Origin of the sequence: Aeromonas aquatica, from assembly GCF_000764655.1 — a bacterium.
Taxonomy (GTDB): domain Bacteria; phylum Pseudomonadota; class Gammaproteobacteria; order Enterobacterales; family Aeromonadaceae; genus Aeromonas; species Aeromonas aquatica.
Genome location: NZ_JRGL01000163.1, coordinates 14431 through 31571, shown reverse-complemented (window position 1 = coordinate 31571; position 17141 = coordinate 14431). Strand labels below are relative to the sequence as shown.

Sequence of the window (17141 nt, the reverse complement as noted above, 5' to 3'; positions counted from 1 at the left end):
GCGCGCTGACCAGCGGCTTCACCGCCGACGGCGACAGCTGGGACTACGCGGTGAGCAATGGGGCCACCCAGTTCCTGGCACTGGGCGAGACGGTCACCTTCAGCTATGACGTGACCGTGACCGACAACGACGGCGGCAGTGACACCGAGACGGTGACCATCACCCTCCACGGCACCAACGATGCAGCCGTCATCACCGGCACCGGCACTGCTGCTGTCGCCGAAGATACCGCCCTTGTTGCTGGTCAACTGGTGGCAAGCGGAGATCTGGATGCGACGGATGTAGATAGCGCCGCCACATTCACGGTACAGACCAATGTGGCCAGCGCCTATGGTCTCTTCTCTATTGATGCGAGCGGTGCCTGGAGTTACAAGGCGGACAATACGCACGCTGCGATACAGCAACTGTCCAATGGCGGAACACTGACGGATGCGATCGTCGTCTCGACGGCCGATGGCACGACGCACAACGTGGTGATCACCATCAACGGCACCGCCGATGCCTCGGTTATCATTGCGCCGGACAACCTGCAGTACGATCCGGATTCAGGGGATCAGACGCCGTTCAATCGGCTCATGTTTGTCGATGCTGACACCACCGGTTCGGTGACGGTGACCATCACTCGTACCAGTGGTGACAGCAGCTTCAGCGTGACCGGTGCGCCTTCGGGTGGGACGGCAGTGGGGGGCAATAACGCAACGATCACGGGCACCATCGCCAATATCAACGCCTGGCTTGCTGGCAACAATCTCACCCACGATAGCAATGGTAATGATCCGGATACCTTCACCATCGCCATCAACTCGGGTGGCAGTATCAGCAGTTACGTTGTCAGCGAAGCGACATTCACCAGTACCGGCAACGCGGACACCAACAACTATGCAGGGGTCAATGTGCTCGCGCCCACGCTCAATGCGGGGAGTGGCGGTGACACCGTCTATACCAGCTGGAGCCATGTAGGTGCGGCGGCGACCAATTATACGGATGACTTTGTCACTGGCACGGACACCATCTATCTCAACTTTACGGCCACCCAGCTGCAGGAAATCCTGACGAACGCCACGACGCGCGACGATCTGCAGACTTTCCTGTTCAATGCCGATGGCAATGATCTGAACTTGGATGCGACCAGCTGGAATGCCACCGTCAGCCCAAGCGGTTACTTCGAGGTTGCAAATATCGGCCTGGCCAATGTCTGGTCGACCCGGGATACAGTGACCCCGTCGAACAACTATCTCGACATCAATACAACCTGGAAGGGCGTCATCGCGGCCAACAGCGGTGGTACGGGTGAGATCCTCGGCCTGACCGGTACGGCCAGCGCGGAAATGATCATCGCCAGTGGGGCTGGCACGGTTTCCGGTCTGGCTGGCAATGACGTACTGGTGGCGCAGAACAGCGGCAATACCCTGGATGGTGGCGCTAATAATGACCTGCTGTTGGGTGGCACCGGTGCAGATGTGCTGATCGGTGGTGCCGGGGGCGATATGCTGGCTGGCGGCGGTGGGGCTGACACCTTCAAATGGGGAGCCGAGGCCGCTGGCGTTGCGAATGCGGACATCATCGCCGACTACAACTTCACCGAAGGTGACAAACTCGACCTCTCGTCCCTGCTGACCGGCTTCCAGGCGGGCGCCGATGTGGCCAAGTTTGTCAAACTGTCGGTGTCGGGTGAAAACCTGCTGGTGTCGGTGGATACGACGGGCAGTGGCAATTTCGCCAGTGGCCAGACCTATACCCTGATCGGTGCCAACGCGCAGGGTGCGATGCCGGTGAAGGTAGTCTTCGGCGGCTACGACCATATTCTGTCTGTCGATAGCAGCGCACCGGCAGCACCTTCGGTGCCCGATCTGCTGGTGGCTTCCGACTCCGGCTTGTCGAGCACGGACAACATTACCAGTGACAATACACCCACCGTCAGTGGCACAAGTGCCGAGGCCGGGGCCACGGTCACGCTCTACGATACCAACGGCACCACGGTATTGGGCACGACCATTGCCGCGCTGGATGGTAGCTGGACCATCACCAGCAGCACGCTGACCAGCGGCGCACATACGCTGACAGCCAAAGTGACCGACTGGGCGGGTAACATCAGCCCGGCCTCGGCGGGGCTCGTAGTGACCATAGATACCAGCGTGGCCGCCCCCGTGGTCAGTGCGGTCACTGCGGATAATGGCAGCAGTGGTACGGATGAGATCACCAACGACACCACCTTGGTCATCAACGGCACGGCCGAAGCCAACAGCAGCGTCCAGGTGTTCCGCGATGGCGTCAGTATCGGCACCACCACGGCCAATGGCTCGGGCAACTGGAGCTTCGATCACACCGGCACCACGCTGGCCCAAGGCAACTACAACTTCACCGCCCAGGCTACCGATGTGGCTGGTAATGTGAGTGCAGTGTCGGCAGCATTGCCCGTCACTATCGACACGACGGCGCCAACGCAAACGGCCGTGATCAGCACGGTGACCGACAACGTCAGCCCTGTTACTGGCACGCTGACCAGCGGCGGTAGCACCAACGACACCTCGTTGACACTGGCTGGCACCTACACCGGTACCCTGGGTGCAGGCGAAGTGGTTGCGGTCTATGACGGTGCAACGCGTCTGGGCACGGCTACCGCCTCGGCAGGCAGTTGGACATACGCGGACAGCACGCTCGCCAATGGCGACAGTGTCAGTTACACCGTGCGGGTTGAAGATGTGGCAGGCAATCAGGGCACGGCGTCTGCCGCCTTCACTACCACGATCGACATGACGGCGCCAACGCAAACGGCCGTGATCAGCACGGTGACCGATAACGTCAGCCCTGTTACTGGCACGCTGACCAGCGGTGGTAGCACCAACGACACCTCGTTGGCGCTGGCCGGTACCTATACCGGTACCCTGGGCGCAGGCGAAGTGATTGCGGTCTATGACGGTGCAACGCGTCTGGGCACGGCTACCGCCTCGGCAGGCAGCTGGACGTACACGGACAGCACGCTTGCCAACGGCGACAACGTTAGCTACACGGTGCGGATCGAAGATGCGGCGGGCAACCAGGGCACTGCGTCTGCCGCCTTCACCACCACGATCGACACCTTATCCCCGACGGCAACCTTGAACATTACCGCTATCAGTACGGACAGCGGCACATCGAGTAGCGACTTCATCACCAATGACACCTCATTGACCGTGTCGGGTAGCAACATGGCGCTGGGCAGCGGCGAAAAAATCCAGATCAGCAGCGATGGAGGAACGAACTGGACCGATGTGACGCAAAACACGAGCACAAGCTGGAGTCTGATTGACGGCATCTCGCATGGCAGCAACTTTACCTATCAGGCGCGGGTGGTAGATGCTGCCGGTAACGTCGGCAACACGGACAGTCAGGCCGTGACCATCGACACGAACGCACCGACAGGGACGGCAACGATCAGCACTGTGACGGACAACGTGCTCCCCGTCACCGGAACGCTGGCGAACGGGGCGAGCACCAATGACACCACGTTGGCGTTGACTGGCACATCTACCCAAGGCAGCGGCCAAGCGATAGGAATATTTGACGGTGGGGTCTTGATTGGTACGACCACTACGACCAGTGGTGGCGCCTGGAGCTTTACCACTTCGGCGCTGGTCGAGGGCGCGCACAGCCTGACTGCCGCACTGATCGATACCGCCGGCAACGGGAATCTATCGGCCGCCTTTGGCGTGACGGTGGATACCACTGCGCCGGCCTCGCCGAGCATCACCCTCGTGACCGACAACGTCGGCACCATCCAGGGCGACGTGGCAGATAATGGCTTTACCAACGACACGAGCTTGGTTGTACGGGTCAGCTTGAGCGGGACTGGGGCGCTGGCTGGCAACACGGTGCAGCTGTCCAATAACACGACTGCGCTGGGCGGGGCGGTGACGTTGTCGGGCGCTAACATCACCAACGGCTATGTCGACATCACAACACCAGCGTTAACGAACGGGACGAGTTACAACCTGCGGGCGGCGGTGACTGACACTGCTGGTAACGCGGGCGCACTATCGGCGAGTGGAGCCCGCGATATCACTGTCGATACAGCGGCGCCAGCGGTCACAGGAGGACTTGGCAATCTTTACAGCAATACTGACAATTTGTTCACATTATCGGGGGTGACTGATGCTACTGGGGTTGCATCAGTGAGCGTTCACGATAACGGCAATGATGTTGCAGATTTCAGTTTGTCGCTGAGTTCTGGCTCCGCTACCAATGGGACATGGACGGCATCGGGTAACCGAGACGCCATGAACGGAAATAGCGTTACCATAACCCTGACGGATATGGCGGGGAATGTCAGCACAATAACAGGCACTGCGCCTGCAGGCACTGCTGGGGAACCTATCCACCTCGCGCTGGCTGCACCTGCAGGTCATGCGGATGTTGTGATGCTGACCATTGCTGGCGTTCCCCAAGGCTGGACTCTGAGTGAAGGCACCGACAACGGCGACGGCACCTGGACTGTGGTCACTGACGATCCGAGTAGCCTGACGGTGACCACTGCCGCGGACTTCGCCGGGGCCATGGTCTTGCCGGTGCACATGAGCTGGACCAACGCCGACGGCAGCACAGGCAGCAGCACAGTGCTGGACAACGTCGAAGCCTACGCCCCCGGCTCGCCGATCTTCGCCCTGTCGCAGGACGACAATCTCAGCGGTTCCGCTGGCGCGGACACCTTCGTGTTTGCCCAACCCATCGCCCACAACCAGGTCTACGGCTTCGATGTGGCGGCCGACAGGCTCGATCTGATTGGCTTTGGTGCGGGTCTGGACTTCGCCAGCCTGCAGATTGCCGACGATGGTCAGGGGAATGCGGTCGTCACCCTAGGGCCGGACTCCAGCATCACCCTGCGCGGGGTGGATAGCACGGCTTTGAGCGCGGCCAACGTCGTGTTCGACCTGGCGCCGGAGCTGAGCAACGCCGGTGAGATGGTCATCCACGACGGCGCCATGTTGCCGCTGGGGGGCTTCCTCGACAACAGTGGCCGCGTCGTCCTCGACTCCCACGGCCAGACCACCCGTCTGGAGGTGCTGGTCGAGCACCTGACCCTGCGCGGCGGTGGTCAGGTGGTGCTGTCCGACAATCCGAACAACCTGATTGTCGGCAGTTCATCCCAGGCGCGGCTGGTGAACGAGAACAACAGCATCTCGGGGGCGGGGCAGGTCGGCGCAGGTCAGATGGCATTGCTCAACGCCAGCCTGATCCTGGCCAACGGCCTGCATGCCCTGGAGCTCGACACCGGCAACAATGTCATCGGCAACAGCGGCACCCTGGAGTCGACGGGGGCGGGGGGCATGACGGTGGCCAGTGCGGTGGAGAACAGCGGACATCTGTGGGCCAACGGCGGTGATCTGCGCCTGTTGGGGGATGTGACGGGCAGCGGCAGCGCCACCATAGACGGCGATGGGACCCTCTCCTTCGCCGGTGCTGCCCATATTGGCAGCCTGGCCTTCCACGGTGATGGGGCCGGTACCCTGGTGGTCGGGGCGGATGAGGCGGCATCCCTTGGTACCATCCTGGGTCTGGAACAGGACGATGAATTGCTGCTCGGCGATCTGATCCTGGGTGCCGATACCCGACTCAGTTACAGCGCCAATGCCCATGGCACCGGTGGCCTGCTGACGGTGACCGACGGGGTGCAAAGCGCCGAGCTCCATCTGCTTGGCCACTACTCGGAGGGGGACTTCCTGCTGACGGACGATGCCGAGGGCGGTGTGCGGGTCGGGTATGGTGGCGCTTCCAGCGGGACTCTGGTCGGCACCCTGCAAGATGACGATCTGCAGGGGGGAGCTGGCAACGACATCCTGGCTGGCAGGGCGGGCAGTGACGCCCTGCACGGTGGTGGTGGCGCCGATAGCTTCGTCTGGTTGCAGGGAGACACACACGCAGGCGAGGTGACCAGGGACTATGTTGCGGACTTCAATCAGGGGGAAGGTGACCGGCTGGATCTGAGCGATCTGCTTGACCACGATGGCAGCAAGTCGGTGGACGATCTGAAGAGCCTGCTCTCCATGGTGCAGGATACCGATGGCATCCATCTGCAGGTAAAGGACACCACGACCCATCAGGTGACGCAGGATATAGTGCTGGCGAATCATACCTTCGGCTCGATGACGGGAGATTCGAACAGCACGGCATCCCAGGTGCTCGATTACATGCTGACCAACCACAGGCTCGACATCGACAACCCCTAGGCTAGAGAGGGGCGGGGATCCCGTCGCTACTCCGATGGCCAGTCTGAGCCACAACCCGGCAACTAATAATTGCCGGGTTGTTTCTTTTCTATGCGGGAGCGCCATGACTCCCATCACGCGCTGTGGAGTGAATGCCAGCGAGCCTTGGTTTTCTCTCACCGGATGCGAGACGCCGAACAAGTCAGTTGCGGGCGGTCAAGCCAAGGAGGGTTGGCTTGGCGGGCAGATTAGGGCTGGCAGGTAAAGTCACATTGCTGGCATTCGAGTGGCTCGAACTCGCTATCAAGGTGCCGATGGAGGAGAGGGTTGTGCTCTGGCGCTTTTCCAGCTCTTGTCATTGGTGGCTCCCTTGGCACGGGGAGTTGTTGGAATGCGAACCTTGCCGAATGACGTCCGGGTCGGCTCCTTCTCTGGCATGAGCCCGAGCGTCAAAAACAAAAAACCGGCACTGGGCCGGTTTTTGATCGTGCGACAAAGGGTGCACGCGGTCAGTCAGACTGACGGCTGTTGGCTGCGAGCAGCGCAAACAGAATAATGGGGTGGCTGATGGGGCTCGAACCCACGACAACCGGAATCACAATCCGGGACTCTACCAACTGAGCTACAGCCACCACTGAAATTGGCCGTTAATGTGTGCTTTAAAAGCCCTCACATTAATGGCGCGCCCTGCAGGATTCGAACCTGCGACCCACGGCTTAGAAGGCCGTTGCTCTATCCGACTGAGCTAAGGGCGCTCTGTATCGAGGAGTCCTGGGGACTTCCCGATGAACCTGGTCGGTGATAAAGGATTCGAACCTTTGACCCTCTGGTCCCAAACCAGATGCGCTACCGGGCTGCGCTAATCACCGAAATTTCACTGTCCAGCATACCGATAGCGGTACCACTGGGCAACGGGCGGGCATCATACCCAAGCGGTAAACGCAGCGTCAATGACTTTTTCCGCCAGTAAATTCAAATGCCTACTTATTGCCCGCCAGGCGAGAGCCGCTAACACCCGCGCCAAAAAAATGCGACAATGCGCGCAGTTGAACACAGGATGAGTGAAGAACGATGTCTGCCAAAATCATTGATGGAAAACAGGTTGCGCAAACGATTCGCAGCCAGGTCGCCGCACAGGTCCAACAGCGTGTCGCGTTGGGCAAACGGGCTCCTGGACTGGCGGTGATCCTGGTGGGGCTGGATCCGGCGTCCCAGGTCTATGTCGGCAGCAAGCGTCGTGCCTGTGAAGAGGTGGGCTTTGTCTCCCGCTCTTACGATCTGAGTGCCAACACGAGTCAGGAAGAGTTGCTGGCCCTGATCGACAGGCTCAATGAAGATAGCGAGGTGGACGGCATTCTGGTGCAACTGCCCCTGCCGGCCCATTGCGACACCACCCAGCTGCTCGAGCGCATTCGCCCCGACAAGGATGTGGATGGCTTCCATCCCTACAACGTGGGCCGTCTGGCCCAGCGCATCCCGGCGCTGCGCCCCTGTACCCCCAAGGGCATCATGACCCTGATCGAGGCGACCGGGGTCAAGACCCACGGTCTGCATGCGGTGGTGGTCGGTGCCTCCAATATCGTGGGTCGCCCCATGACCCTGGAGCTGCTGCTGGCGGGTTGCACCACCACCACTTGCCATCGCTTCACCCAGGATCTGGAGGCCCAGGTGCGCCGCGCCGATCTGCTGGTGGTGGCGGTGGGCAAGCCGAACTTCATCCCGGGGGAATGGGTCAAGCCCGGCGCCCTGGTGATCGATGTGGGCATCAACCGCCTGGCCGATGGCTCCCTGGTGGGTGACGTGGAGTTTGAGACGGCGCGCAATCACGCGGCCTTCATCACGCCGGTACCGGGTGGGGTCGGCCCCATGACGGTGGCCAGCCTGATGGAGAACACCCTGAGCGCCTGTCAGGACTACCACGACGCCTGAGGCGTGTCGAGGGGGCGCTGAGCGAGCCGATCCGTCTCGACGAGGCATGCAATGAGGCTATTTGATATCGCTACATTGTGATTTTGTGAAATATCATAATGTAAATGCTATTTTGATTAGCATAAAAAAGGGAAGGCTGAGCCTTCCCTTTCTGTTTTCTGGGTCCCGGGCGGCAGTGCCGCCACCGGCGTGTCAGATCAGCGCCAGCGCCGCCGCCAGATCGGCGATCAGATCGTCTGCATCCTCCACCCCGATGCTGAAGCGGATGAGATCGTCGTTCACCCCGGCCGCCAGCCGGCTCGTCTCGTCCATGGCGGCGTGGGTGGTGCTGGCCGGATGGCAGGCCAGGCTCTCGAGATCCCCGAGGCTTACCGCCTGCACGAACAGCTGCAGGTTGTCGAGCAGGGTAGCGCAGCGGGCAAAGCCCCCTTCCAGCTCTATGCTCACCATGCCGCCAAAGCCGCTGGCGAAGGCGCCGAGGGCGTCGTGACCCGGATGGCTGGCGAGCCCCGGATAGATCACCTTCTTCACCGCCGGGTGGGCGGCCAGGAACTCGGCCACCTTCTGGGCGTTGTGCAGATGGGCATCCATGCGCAGGGGCAGGGTCTTGACGCCGCGCTGCAGCAGATAAGCCTCCTGCGGGCCGATGGGGGAGCCGATGTGCTTGAGGGCCACGGTGCGGATGGACTTCATCAGGGCGTGGGAGCCGGCCACCACTCCGGCAATGATGTCGCCGTGCCCACCGAGATACTTGGTGCCGCTGTGCATGACGATGTCGATGCCAAGCTCCAGCGGACGCAGCAGATAGGGGGTGAGGAAGGTGTTGTCACAGACGCTGATGGCGCCGACCTTGCGGGCCGCCTGCACCACGATCCGCGGATCCACCACCTTGAGGGTGGGGTTGGTCAGCGTCTCGAACAGCACCACCTTGGTGGTGGGACTGATGTTGGCCAGCAGATCCTGATCGCTGTCATAGGCGGTGACCCTGATGCCGGCGCGGCTGAAGGTCTGTTTCAAGAAGGCATCGGTGCCGCCGTAGAGCGGGCCTATGTAGGCTACCTCGTCACCGCTGTCCGCCAGGGCATACAGGATGGCACTCACCGCCGCCATGCCGCTCGCCACTACCAATGCCTCGTCTGCCCCTTCCAGTGCCGCCAGTTTCTGCTCCAGCTCGGCGGTGGTAGGGTTGCCAAAGCGGCTGTAGATGAAACCCGGGGCCTGGCCCGCGAAACGCTCCTTGCCCGTCTGGGCATTGAAGTAGCTGAAGGTGCTGCTCTGGTAGAGGGGGGTGGTGAGGGCGCCGGTCTGGGGATCGATACGCTGGCCGCTGTGCACGCTCATGGTCTTGAATTTCATCGTCTTGCTCCGTCATTGCCAGCGAGCTGGCGGATGTTCTCATGTCACTGTCGATGGGGCGAGGGTCTTGGCATCGCTCCTTGGGTCGGGATGGCAAAATGGGCCATCACCTCTTTATATTCAGGCGGGCAGGGCTTCCCGCCGCAGAGTGCCTTGCTCCTGTGAAGAAGGATAGTGGCGCGCCGCCACGTCCGGGTGGGAGCGCAGTCGGCCCTTGAGCACGTTCTCCCCCACCTGATAGAAGAGCGGGTTGGTCGGATCGCTCTCGGGCCCCAGCGCCTCGGCCGCGAGGGCCGGGGAAAGGGTCAGCAGCGGCACAGTGGCATCCAGCCTCGCCGCCATGAAGAAGGCGCAGGAGAGGCGCGAAACCCCGGGCGGCGGGCTCACGACCCGGTGCAGGGTCGCCTTGAGGTAGCCGTTGGAAGCCAGCTCCAGCAGCTCGCCGATGTTGACCACCAGGGCGCCCGGCAGGGGCGGTGCGGAGATCCAGCCGTTTGCCGTCTCCACCTCGAGGCCGGAGTGATCGTCCTGCATCACCAGGGTCAGGTAGCCCGGATCCTTGTGGGCGCCGACTCCCTGATCGCTGCTGCCCACTTCCCGGCCCGGGTAGTGGATGAGCTTCATGTGCTGATAGGGGGCGCCGCGGATGCTGGCATCGAACACCTCCGCCGGCTGCTCCAGCACCTCGGCGAAGGCCGAGAGCAGGCCGAGGGTGATGTCGGTGAGGCGCGCCTGCCAGTCCAGCAGTTGCGCCTTCATCCCGGGCAGGGCGGCGGGCCACTGGTTGGGGCCTGTCAGTCGCTGCCAGGGCTGGTGCAGCGCCTCTGCGCCTATCGCCGCCTCCTCGCCCATGATATCGAACTGCTCGCGCCTGTCCGGTCTGGCCCGTGTCAGCTCGGCCCCCACCTGGTTGTAACCGCGAAAATGGGGGGAGTGCACCATCTGCACAGTGCGTTTCTCCTGCTCCGGCAGGGCGAAGAAGCGCGCCGCCAGTGCCAGGGTCTCTTGCTGCTGCGCCTCGCTCAGGCCATGGCCAGTCAGATAGAAGAAACCCACCTCCCGTGCCGCCTGGCCGAGCTTTGCCAGCATCTGGCGGCGAGCCTCGGGGGCGCCACTCAGGGCGGCATAATCGATGATGGGCAGTGATACGTTTTCCATGTGCATCTCCTCACGCGGTCAGATCCTGGGATCCTATCCCGCTATCGAATAGTGGTGCGCCGGCGGCGGCCTTGAGGCCGAGCACGAGCGGTAACCCACTGGCTTGAGGTGATACTACGATTTGGAGTTATAACGGCAAAGCAACGAATTATTCTTAGTTATATACAAAAATCGAAATAGAAATCGAATCCTGTTCGGGATTGGGTGGCTTGAGCGGCATCCACGGCCGTTTGACGGACGATCCATTCGGGATGAGCCTGGCGCTGGACGCTTTGGCTGACAGGGGATGGACAGGCAGAGAAACCTGCTATAGGAGGCAAAAAGAAACGAGGGAGATATCATCCTCCCTCGTTTCTATGGTGTTTCTGGCTACCCATGAAAGTTGATGTCCATGGGGCGGCGCGACGATCAGTAGCCCAGGGTGAAACGCTGGCGCAGGTGGGCCGGTTGCTCTACCTCGTTCATCACCCCGTCGGCCAGATCCCCGACCCTGATCCCGGCTGGCTTGTCGCCGCTAAACAGCACCTGATCGCCGCCGAGCAGGTAACCGCCGCGCTTCTCGCCGGGTTCGAGGAACACGGGCGGGGAGACGAAACGCCAGTCGAGTGACGTCTCGCGGCGCAGGGCGGTGAGGCCGTCGCGGGCGGCCAGGGCACCCTGTTTCCACTCGGCGGGGAAGTCCGGGGTATCCACCAGCTGCACCCCGGGGGCGATTTCCAGGCTGCCGGCGCCGCCGATGACCAGCAGCCAGCTCTTCGCCGCCACGGCCGCATGGACGATGGCGTTGGCCCCCTTGAGGTACTGCTCGTAGATATCCGGCACGCTCCAGCCCGGGTTGTAGGCACTGATCACCCTATCGTGCCCCTTGAGTGCCTCGGCCAGGGCCTGAGGGTCCTGGGCATCTACGGCCACGGCGCGGACCTGGGGATGGGGCGCAATCTTGCCGACGTCGCGCACCAGGGCGGTGACGCTGTGACCACGGTCGATGGCTTCGTTGAGGATGGCTGCGCCGACAAAACCGCTGGCACCGATCAGGGCAATTTTCATGGGGATTCTCCTTCACTGTTGGAATGAGGCTATCCTACGCCCCCGATTGTGATTTAATAATCCTCTATAAAATGCATTCACTTGTAAGCTGGATTTAATAATGGAACAGCTAAGACGCTACGCCATCTTCGCCGCCGTGGTGGAGGCGGGCACCATGACCGGGGCCGCCAAGGCCCTCGGCATGACCCCCTCCGCCGTCAGCCAACACATCAGTCAGCTCGAGAGCCTGCTCGGCCTCAGCCTGTTGCACCGCTCCACCCGTCGCCTCAACCTGACCGAGGCGGGGGAGGTGGTGTGGCAGGGATGCCAGGCCCTGCAACAGACCCTCAACCAGACCGAGCTGCGCCTGTCCGAGGTGCGCGACAGCCTGCTCGGCGAGGTGCGGATCACCGCGCCGGTGGGCATGGCCGGTCAACCCCTGGCACGGGCGCTGTCGCCGCTGTTGCAGGCCCACCCGGGCCTGTGCATCCAGATCATTGCCGACGATGGCAAGCGGGATCTCATTGCCGAGCGCATCGACGTGGCGCTGCGGGTTGGCACCCTGTCCGACTCCACCCTGGTGGCGCGCCGGCTGGGGCAGACCCGCATGCTGCTGTGCGCCTCGCCCGCCTATCTCGCCCGCAAGGGCAACCCGCGCAGCCCTGAGGATCTGCTGGCCCATGACTGGTTGGCGTCGGATCTGCTCGGCGGGGGCCTGATGCTGCTCGATGAGAAGGGGCAGGGGCACAAGCTGAGGCCAAAACCCAGGGTGATCTGCAACAACGTCTTACCCCTGCGCCAGTTCACCCTGGCGGGGCAGGGGATCTCGCTGCAACCGGAGGGAGAAATCGCCGAGGATCTCGCCTGTGGCCTGCTGCTCGAGTTGTTGCCGGGCTTTCGGGTGCCCCCCATGGAGATCCATGCCATCACCCCCCAGCGGGAGATCCCGGAGAAGGTGCGGCGGGTGATCGCCGCCCTGCGTCGCCACTTTGAGGAGGGGCAGGGAGCCGCGCCGTCCCGCCCGCTATGAGTCTGCGGGATAGAGCAGGGAGCGCACTGCGGCTGGGGTACAGGGCTATCGCCCTGAACGACCAAGTCCGTGGGGGGGCGGCAGAGCCCCTTCATGGCTGGCCGGGTCGGCAGAAGGCTTGCCGCCGGCACCACGGCCATGTTTAATGGGCCCACCTGGACAGCCACTGCCCGTGCCGGCAGAGATCCGAACCCATCATGACATCCGCTCCCCCCGTTTTGCCGGGCCCAGTGCCACAGGCTCGTTCCCACTTCACCCGCATCGAGCGGGTGCTCGACTACATCCATGCCCATCTGGATGAACCCCTCTCTCTGGAACAGCTGGCGGAGCAGAGCTGCTGGTCTCGCTGGCAGTTGCAGCGGGTATTCCTGCACGAGACCGGGCTCACCGTGGCCCACTACGTGCGCGAGCTGAAATTAAGCCAGGCGGCAGAGGCGCTGCTCTCGAGTCGGCAGCGGGTCCTGGATCTGGCGCTCTGCTATGGCTTTGGCTCCGAGGTGAGTTTCAGCCGTGCCTTCAAGCAGCAATTTGGCTGCTCGCCGCTGGCCTATCGCAAGCGGGGACAGCGGCTGGGCCTCTCCATGCCGCTGGTGCGGGCCCAGACGCCGCAGGCCTGCGCGCCGAAATGGGTACAGGTGCGGGTCGAGAGCCGGGCCGGTTTCGTGCTGCACGGGATAAAGGGGGAGATCCGGGGACTGTTTGCGAACGAGCCCGACTTCCACCAGACGGTGCCTGCCATCTGGCGCGCGGCCCAGGCGGCCGGGGGCTTGCCCTCGACGGGTGAGCTGCTGGGGGTGGTGGACGTGTCGGCGGCGGGGGCGGCGCTGCCCTATTGGGCCGGGGTGGCGGCGACGGAAGACGCCATCCTGCCCGCCGGATTTGCTCGCTTGACGATCCCGTCCCAGGAGTATGCGGTGCTCAGCCATGTGGGCCCCATCCAGCAGCTGGCGGAGACCCTCAACTGGTTTATCCTGCACTGGCTGCCCGGCTCCTGCTATCGGGGGCTGGATGGCTTCGAGCTGGAGCGCTACGGCCCCCACTTCAATGGCCAGCAGGCGGATGCCCGTATGGAATACTGGCTGCCCGTCGCCCCCTGTGAGGCGATCTGAGCCGACACGGTGCAGCCGGAGGTTGATGCTACCTCCCACCCAGGCTGAGCTCGCGCCTTTCTCCTGACCCCCATTCAATCGCGTTTAATTTCTGCTGTAGATAGTCATTTGAATTCACTCGCTTTTTCGGTCGCCGATGGATGTTGTCGGTTGAGGCTGACTTGACCCGGATTTCCCCGTTTTCTCCGCCAACATGCCCCAAATTGTTAATTCAGGGGCAAAATAGAACAATAAAATGCAAATGATATTTGTTACTATTCACATGCAGTAGGCAGTCGAGGATCAGATGCAACTTGTTCACCCCCCATTGACCGTGGTCGCCGCGACCATCTCCGTCCTGTTGGCAGGCTCTGTGCTGGCCGCTGCGCCCACCAGCCCGGATACGGCGATCGCCGACGAGACGCTGACCGTGCTCGGTCAGACCTATCGCAATACGGCGACCAAGACCCAGCTCGAGCCCATCGAGACGCCACAGGCTATCTCGGTGGTCGACAGCGAAACCCTGGAGCAGCGCGGGGTCAGCTCGGTGAGCGAGGCGCTGCGCTATGTGCCGGGCGTCAACACCGAGTTGCGGGGCGGTGCGGTCAGCCGGCTGGATCTGTTCAATATTCGGGGATTTGACAACTACCAGAACTTCTACGACGGCCTGCTGTTGCAATACAACAACTGGAACCTGCAACCCCAGATAGATCCGGTGGCCATCGAGCAACTAGAGGTGTTCAAGGGGCCGACCTCGGTGCTCTACGGCAGCATGCCGCCCGGTGGCATGGTCAACCTGATCGCCAAGCGTCCGCAGCGGGAAGCCAAGCACAGTGTCAGCGTGGCCACGGGGACCGGTACACTCAAGGAGATGACCGTCGACAGCACGGGCGCCATCAATGAGCAGCTCGCCTACCGCGTGGTGGGGCTGGCCCGCCAGAAAGAGGGCCAGGCGGTGACCTCGGAAGAGGAGCGTTACGTGTTTGCGCCGTCGCTGGACTGGCAGCTCAGTGATCGTACCCTGCTCAACCTGAATCTCTATTACCAGAAGGATCCGGCCGCCGGCATCTACACCACGGTGCCCGCCAGCGGTTCAGTCAAGAGCAACCCGCTGGGTCAGCTGGACAGCGATACTTTCCTCGGTGACGAGAACTGGAACCAGTACAACCGGGATGTGGCTCTGCTCGGTTACAAACTGAGCCACGACTTCAACGACAATTGGCAGGTGCTGCAAAATGCCCGCTACATGGACTCGTCTGCCTATCAGAAAAATACCTATAACGCGGCGCTGGCGGCAGACAATCGCACCCTGGCCCGCAATGCCTATTTAACCGACGAGCATTCCAAAGGGTTCGTCATCGACAACCAGCTGGCGGGCAAGGTGCAGACCGGTGCGGCCCAGCACAACCTGTTGATCGGCATCGATTACCAGTATCTGGACGCGAAGATCCTCTATAAGGACACCCTCGACTACTCGGCTCCCCCCATCGATATTTTCGACCCGGACCACAGCCAGATCGTGCCGAGCGAGCTGGTCTTCAACTATCAGGATCAGCAGAGTATCCGTCAGTACCAGACGGGGTTCTATCTGCAGGATCAGATGCGCCTCGACAGGTTGGTGGTCATCGGTGGCGCCCGCTATGACAGCTACCGGATGGATACCGACAGCCACAGCCTCTATATGGGATCCGCCAGCCACTCCCTGGCACAGATTGATCAGGACAACGTCTCCTTCCGGTTCGGTGGACTCTATGAGCTGGATAATGGCTTCTCGCCCTACATGAGTTACGCCGACAGTTTCGAACCGGTGCCAGGGGCCGACAAGAATGGCCAGGCCTTCGAGCCCTCGACGGCTCAGCAGTGGGAAGGGGGTCTCAAGTACCTGTCTGAGGACATGAGCAAGACCTTCACCGTCTCCGCCTTCCATATCACCAAGCAAAATGCCCTGGTCACGGATCCGGACAACATCTATGGGCCCAAGCTGCAGACCGGCGAGATCGTCTCCAAGGGGATCGAGCTGGAAGGGCGGGCCGATCTGACCGACAACCTGGATCTGGCGTTCAGTTACACCCGATTGGATATGGAAATTACCCGTGACACCACAGATCTGCAGGGCAAGACCCCGGTCTGGGTACCCGAGCAGATGGCTTCCCTGTGGAGTAATTACCACATGAGCGGCAGCCTGCAGGGGATGCGTATCGGTGCCGGCCTGCGCTACGTGGGTGAGGCGCAGCTCGATGCCGCCAACACCGACACGGTGCCGGATTACCTGCTGATGGACCTGGCTGCCTCCTACGATCTGGCGGCGCTTAGTCACAGCCTGAAGGGAGTCGAAGCCTCGCTCAGCGTCAGCAACCTGTTCGATGAAACCTACTACTCCTGCTACGACCAGAACAACTGCTGGTTCGGTGCCGAGCGTAACATGGAGGCTCGACTCAAATACGTATTCTAAGCCTGCGCCCCGGCCAGACGCCGGGGCCCTCTCATCACGGGATGCCGGCGCGTGGCGGCTCCTCTGGCAGCACGCCGCCGGGGTTCGGCGGTCTGACCGCCCATCGGCAGGTCCGTCACCAGGCGGAGCACGATGCCCTGTTCGCCGCCGCCGTGCAGCTCATTCCCTCCCTCAAGGGGCGGCTGGTGGCCGGGGAGATGCCGCTGTTGGCGATGGCGGGTGCCGACATGGCCCCCGGCGCGGTGACGCAGGCGCTGCACGATCACTGGCGGCTGGCACACCCGGAGGCGGGTCCTGCCTACTGGCTGACCCGCAGCTGGGGCATGCTCTGCTGGCAATCCATCTATCTCGCCATGGTCGCCGTCTATCGGATCGGCGCCGTGCCCGCCCTGGATCGGATGGGGCTGGGCTATAACGCCGGGCTGGTGTCCGGTTTCAGTCTGCCACTGGTGCCCATGATCAGGGGTGAGCGGGAGGTACTGATCGAGGCGGCGGGCAGGCGGCTGCGCCGTCATTGGCAGGCGCTGTTCGAGGCGATGGCCAGCGGGCAGCGACTGAGGCCCGGCTTCGTGCGTCCGCTCTTGGCGGACGATCTGCTGGCGGCCCTGGTGCGGGTGCCGGATTTCTTCGACGAGGTGAGCCGCGAACAGGTCGCGGCCCATGCGCCGCTCTGGCTGGCCGCCTGCGGCCTGCCCGCCGAGCATCTGGCGGGTTGGCGCCTGGCGGCGGATCCGGCCGGTGGGGCGAGCGCCGCTCCCGGCTATGTGCGCCAGCGCTGCTGCCTGCACCACAAGCGCAGCGACGGCAGCCTGTGCGACAACTGCCCACGCCATTGTTGCCATGATGGGGGCCAAGGGGATTGCGCCTACTGAACCCGGCAAGGGCCGGGTTGCGTACTCGCTACCGCTGATTTGACGAAG

General features: G+C 62.5%; 9 protein-coding genes and 3 tRNA genes. 6 read left to right on the top strand and 6 right to left on the bottom strand.

Features of this window, described 5'->3' with window-relative positions:
- Positions 1-5: 5 nt before the first annotated feature.
- Entirely contained in the window at positions 6-6203 is a 6198-nt protein-coding gene (locus tag LG30_RS0120665) for an Ig-like domain-containing protein (protein ID WP_274518518.1), read from the top strand.
- Positions 6204-6738: 535 nt separating this feature from the next.
- On the opposite strand, the gene LG30_RS0120660 is transcribed toward LG30_RS0120665, so the two are convergent.
- The 3 genes from LG30_RS0120660 to LG30_RS0120650 form a co-directional block, all read right to left on the bottom strand.
- Positions 6739-6814: transfer RNA gene (locus tag LG30_RS0120660), tRNA-His, on the bottom strand.
- Between the two features lie 46 nt (positions 6815-6860).
- Positions 6861-6937: transfer RNA gene (locus LG30_RS0120655), tRNA-Arg, on the bottom strand.
- 37 nt (positions 6938-6974) lie between these two features.
- Positions 6975-7051 (bottom strand) — tRNA-Pro (locus tag LG30_RS0120650).
- A 202-nt stretch (positions 7052-7253) separates the two neighbouring features.
- Between LG30_RS0120650 and folD the strand changes: the two genes are divergently transcribed.
- Complete coding sequence (folD, locus tag LG30_RS0120645) at positions 7254-8111, top strand: bifunctional methylenetetrahydrofolate dehydrogenase/methenyltetrahydrofolate cyclohydrolase FolD (RefSeq protein WP_033132582.1); 858 nt, start codon at positions 7254-7256, stop codon at positions 8109-8111.
- 192 nt (positions 8112-8303) lie between these two features.
- Here the strand turns inward: folD and LG30_RS0120640 are convergent, their stop codons facing one another.
- The 3 genes from LG30_RS0120640 to LG30_RS0120630 form a co-directional block, all read right to left on the bottom strand.
- Positions 8304-9467, bottom strand: coding sequence for a trans-sulfuration enzyme family protein (locus tag LG30_RS0120640; protein ID WP_033132581.1), 1164 nt, complete (start codon positions 9465-9467; stop codon positions 8304-8306).
- A gap of 120 nt (positions 9468-9587) precedes the next feature.
- A complete protein-coding gene (locus tag LG30_RS0120635; RefSeq protein ID WP_033132580.1) occupies positions 9588-10625 on the bottom strand; it encodes an isopenicillin N synthase family dioxygenase in 1038 nt (345 codons plus the stop codon).
- 408 nt (positions 10626-11033) lie between these two features.
- Positions 11034-11672 carry an NAD(P)-dependent oxidoreductase gene (locus tag LG30_RS0120630; RefSeq protein WP_033132579.1) on the bottom strand — a complete coding sequence of 213 codons (639 nt, stop codon included), beginning with the start codon at positions 11670-11672 and terminating at the stop codon, positions 11034-11036.
- 100 nt (positions 11673-11772) lie between these two features.
- Between LG30_RS0120630 and LG30_RS0120625 the strand changes: the two genes are divergently transcribed.
- From LG30_RS0120625 to LG30_RS0120610, 4 genes are all read left to right on the top strand, one after another.
- Positions 11773-12681 (top strand): LysR family transcriptional regulator, encoded by a 909-nt coding sequence (locus tag LG30_RS0120625; protein ID WP_033132578.1) that lies wholly within the window; start codon positions 11773-11775, stop codon positions 12679-12681.
- A gap of 197 nt (positions 12682-12878) precedes the next feature.
- Positions 12879-13790 carry a helix-turn-helix domain-containing protein gene (locus LG30_RS0120620; RefSeq protein ID WP_033132577.1) on the top strand — a complete coding sequence of 304 codons (912 nt, stop codon included), beginning with the start codon at positions 12879-12881 and terminating at the stop codon, positions 13788-13790.
- Between the two features lie 286 nt (positions 13791-14076).
- Positions 14077-16221: a TonB-dependent siderophore receptor gene (locus LG30_RS0120615; RefSeq protein WP_033132576.1), complete on the top strand. Its 2145-nt coding sequence runs from the start codon at positions 14077-14079 to the stop codon at positions 16219-16221.
- Positions 16222-16262: 41 nt separating this feature from the next.
- Positions 16263-17093 carry a siderophore ferric iron reductase gene (locus tag LG30_RS0120610; protein WP_238566472.1) on the top strand — a complete coding sequence of 277 codons (831 nt, stop codon included), beginning with the start codon at positions 16263-16265 and terminating at the stop codon, positions 17091-17093.
- Positions 17094-17141: the final 48 nt, after the last annotated feature.

What these genes read in the sequence shown, in the direction of transcription:
- folD (WP_033132582.1), top strand. Translation starts at nt 7,254, where the DNA reads ATGTCTGCCAAAATCATTGATGGAAAACAGGTTGCGCAAACGATTCGC.
- LG30_RS0120640 (WP_033132581.1), bottom strand. Translation starts at nt 9,467, where the DNA reads ATGAAATTCAAGACCATGAGCGTGCACAGCGGCCAGCGTATCGATCCC.
- LG30_RS0120635 (WP_033132580.1), bottom strand. Translation starts at nt 10,625, where the DNA reads ATGGAAAACGTATCACTGCCCATCATCGATTATGCCGCCCTGAGTGGC.
- LG30_RS0120630 (WP_033132579.1), bottom strand. Translation starts at nt 11,672, where the DNA reads ATGAAAATTGCCCTGATCGGTGCCAGCGGTTTTGTCGGCGCAGCCATC.
- LG30_RS0120625 (WP_033132578.1), top strand. Translation starts at nt 11,773, where the DNA reads ATGGAACAGCTAAGACGCTACGCCATCTTCGCCGCCGTGGTGGAGGCG.
- LG30_RS0120620 (WP_033132577.1), top strand. Translation starts at nt 12,879, where the DNA reads ATGACATCCGCTCCCCCCGTTTTGCCGGGCCCAGTGCCACAGGCTCGT.
- LG30_RS0120615 (WP_033132576.1), top strand. Translation starts at nt 14,077, where the DNA reads ATGCAACTTGTTCACCCCCCATTGACCGTGGTCGCCGCGACCATCTCC.
- LG30_RS0120610 (WP_238566472.1), top strand. Translation starts at nt 16,263, where the DNA reads ATGCCGGCGCGTGGCGGCTCCTCTGGCAGCACGCCGCCGGGGTTCGGC.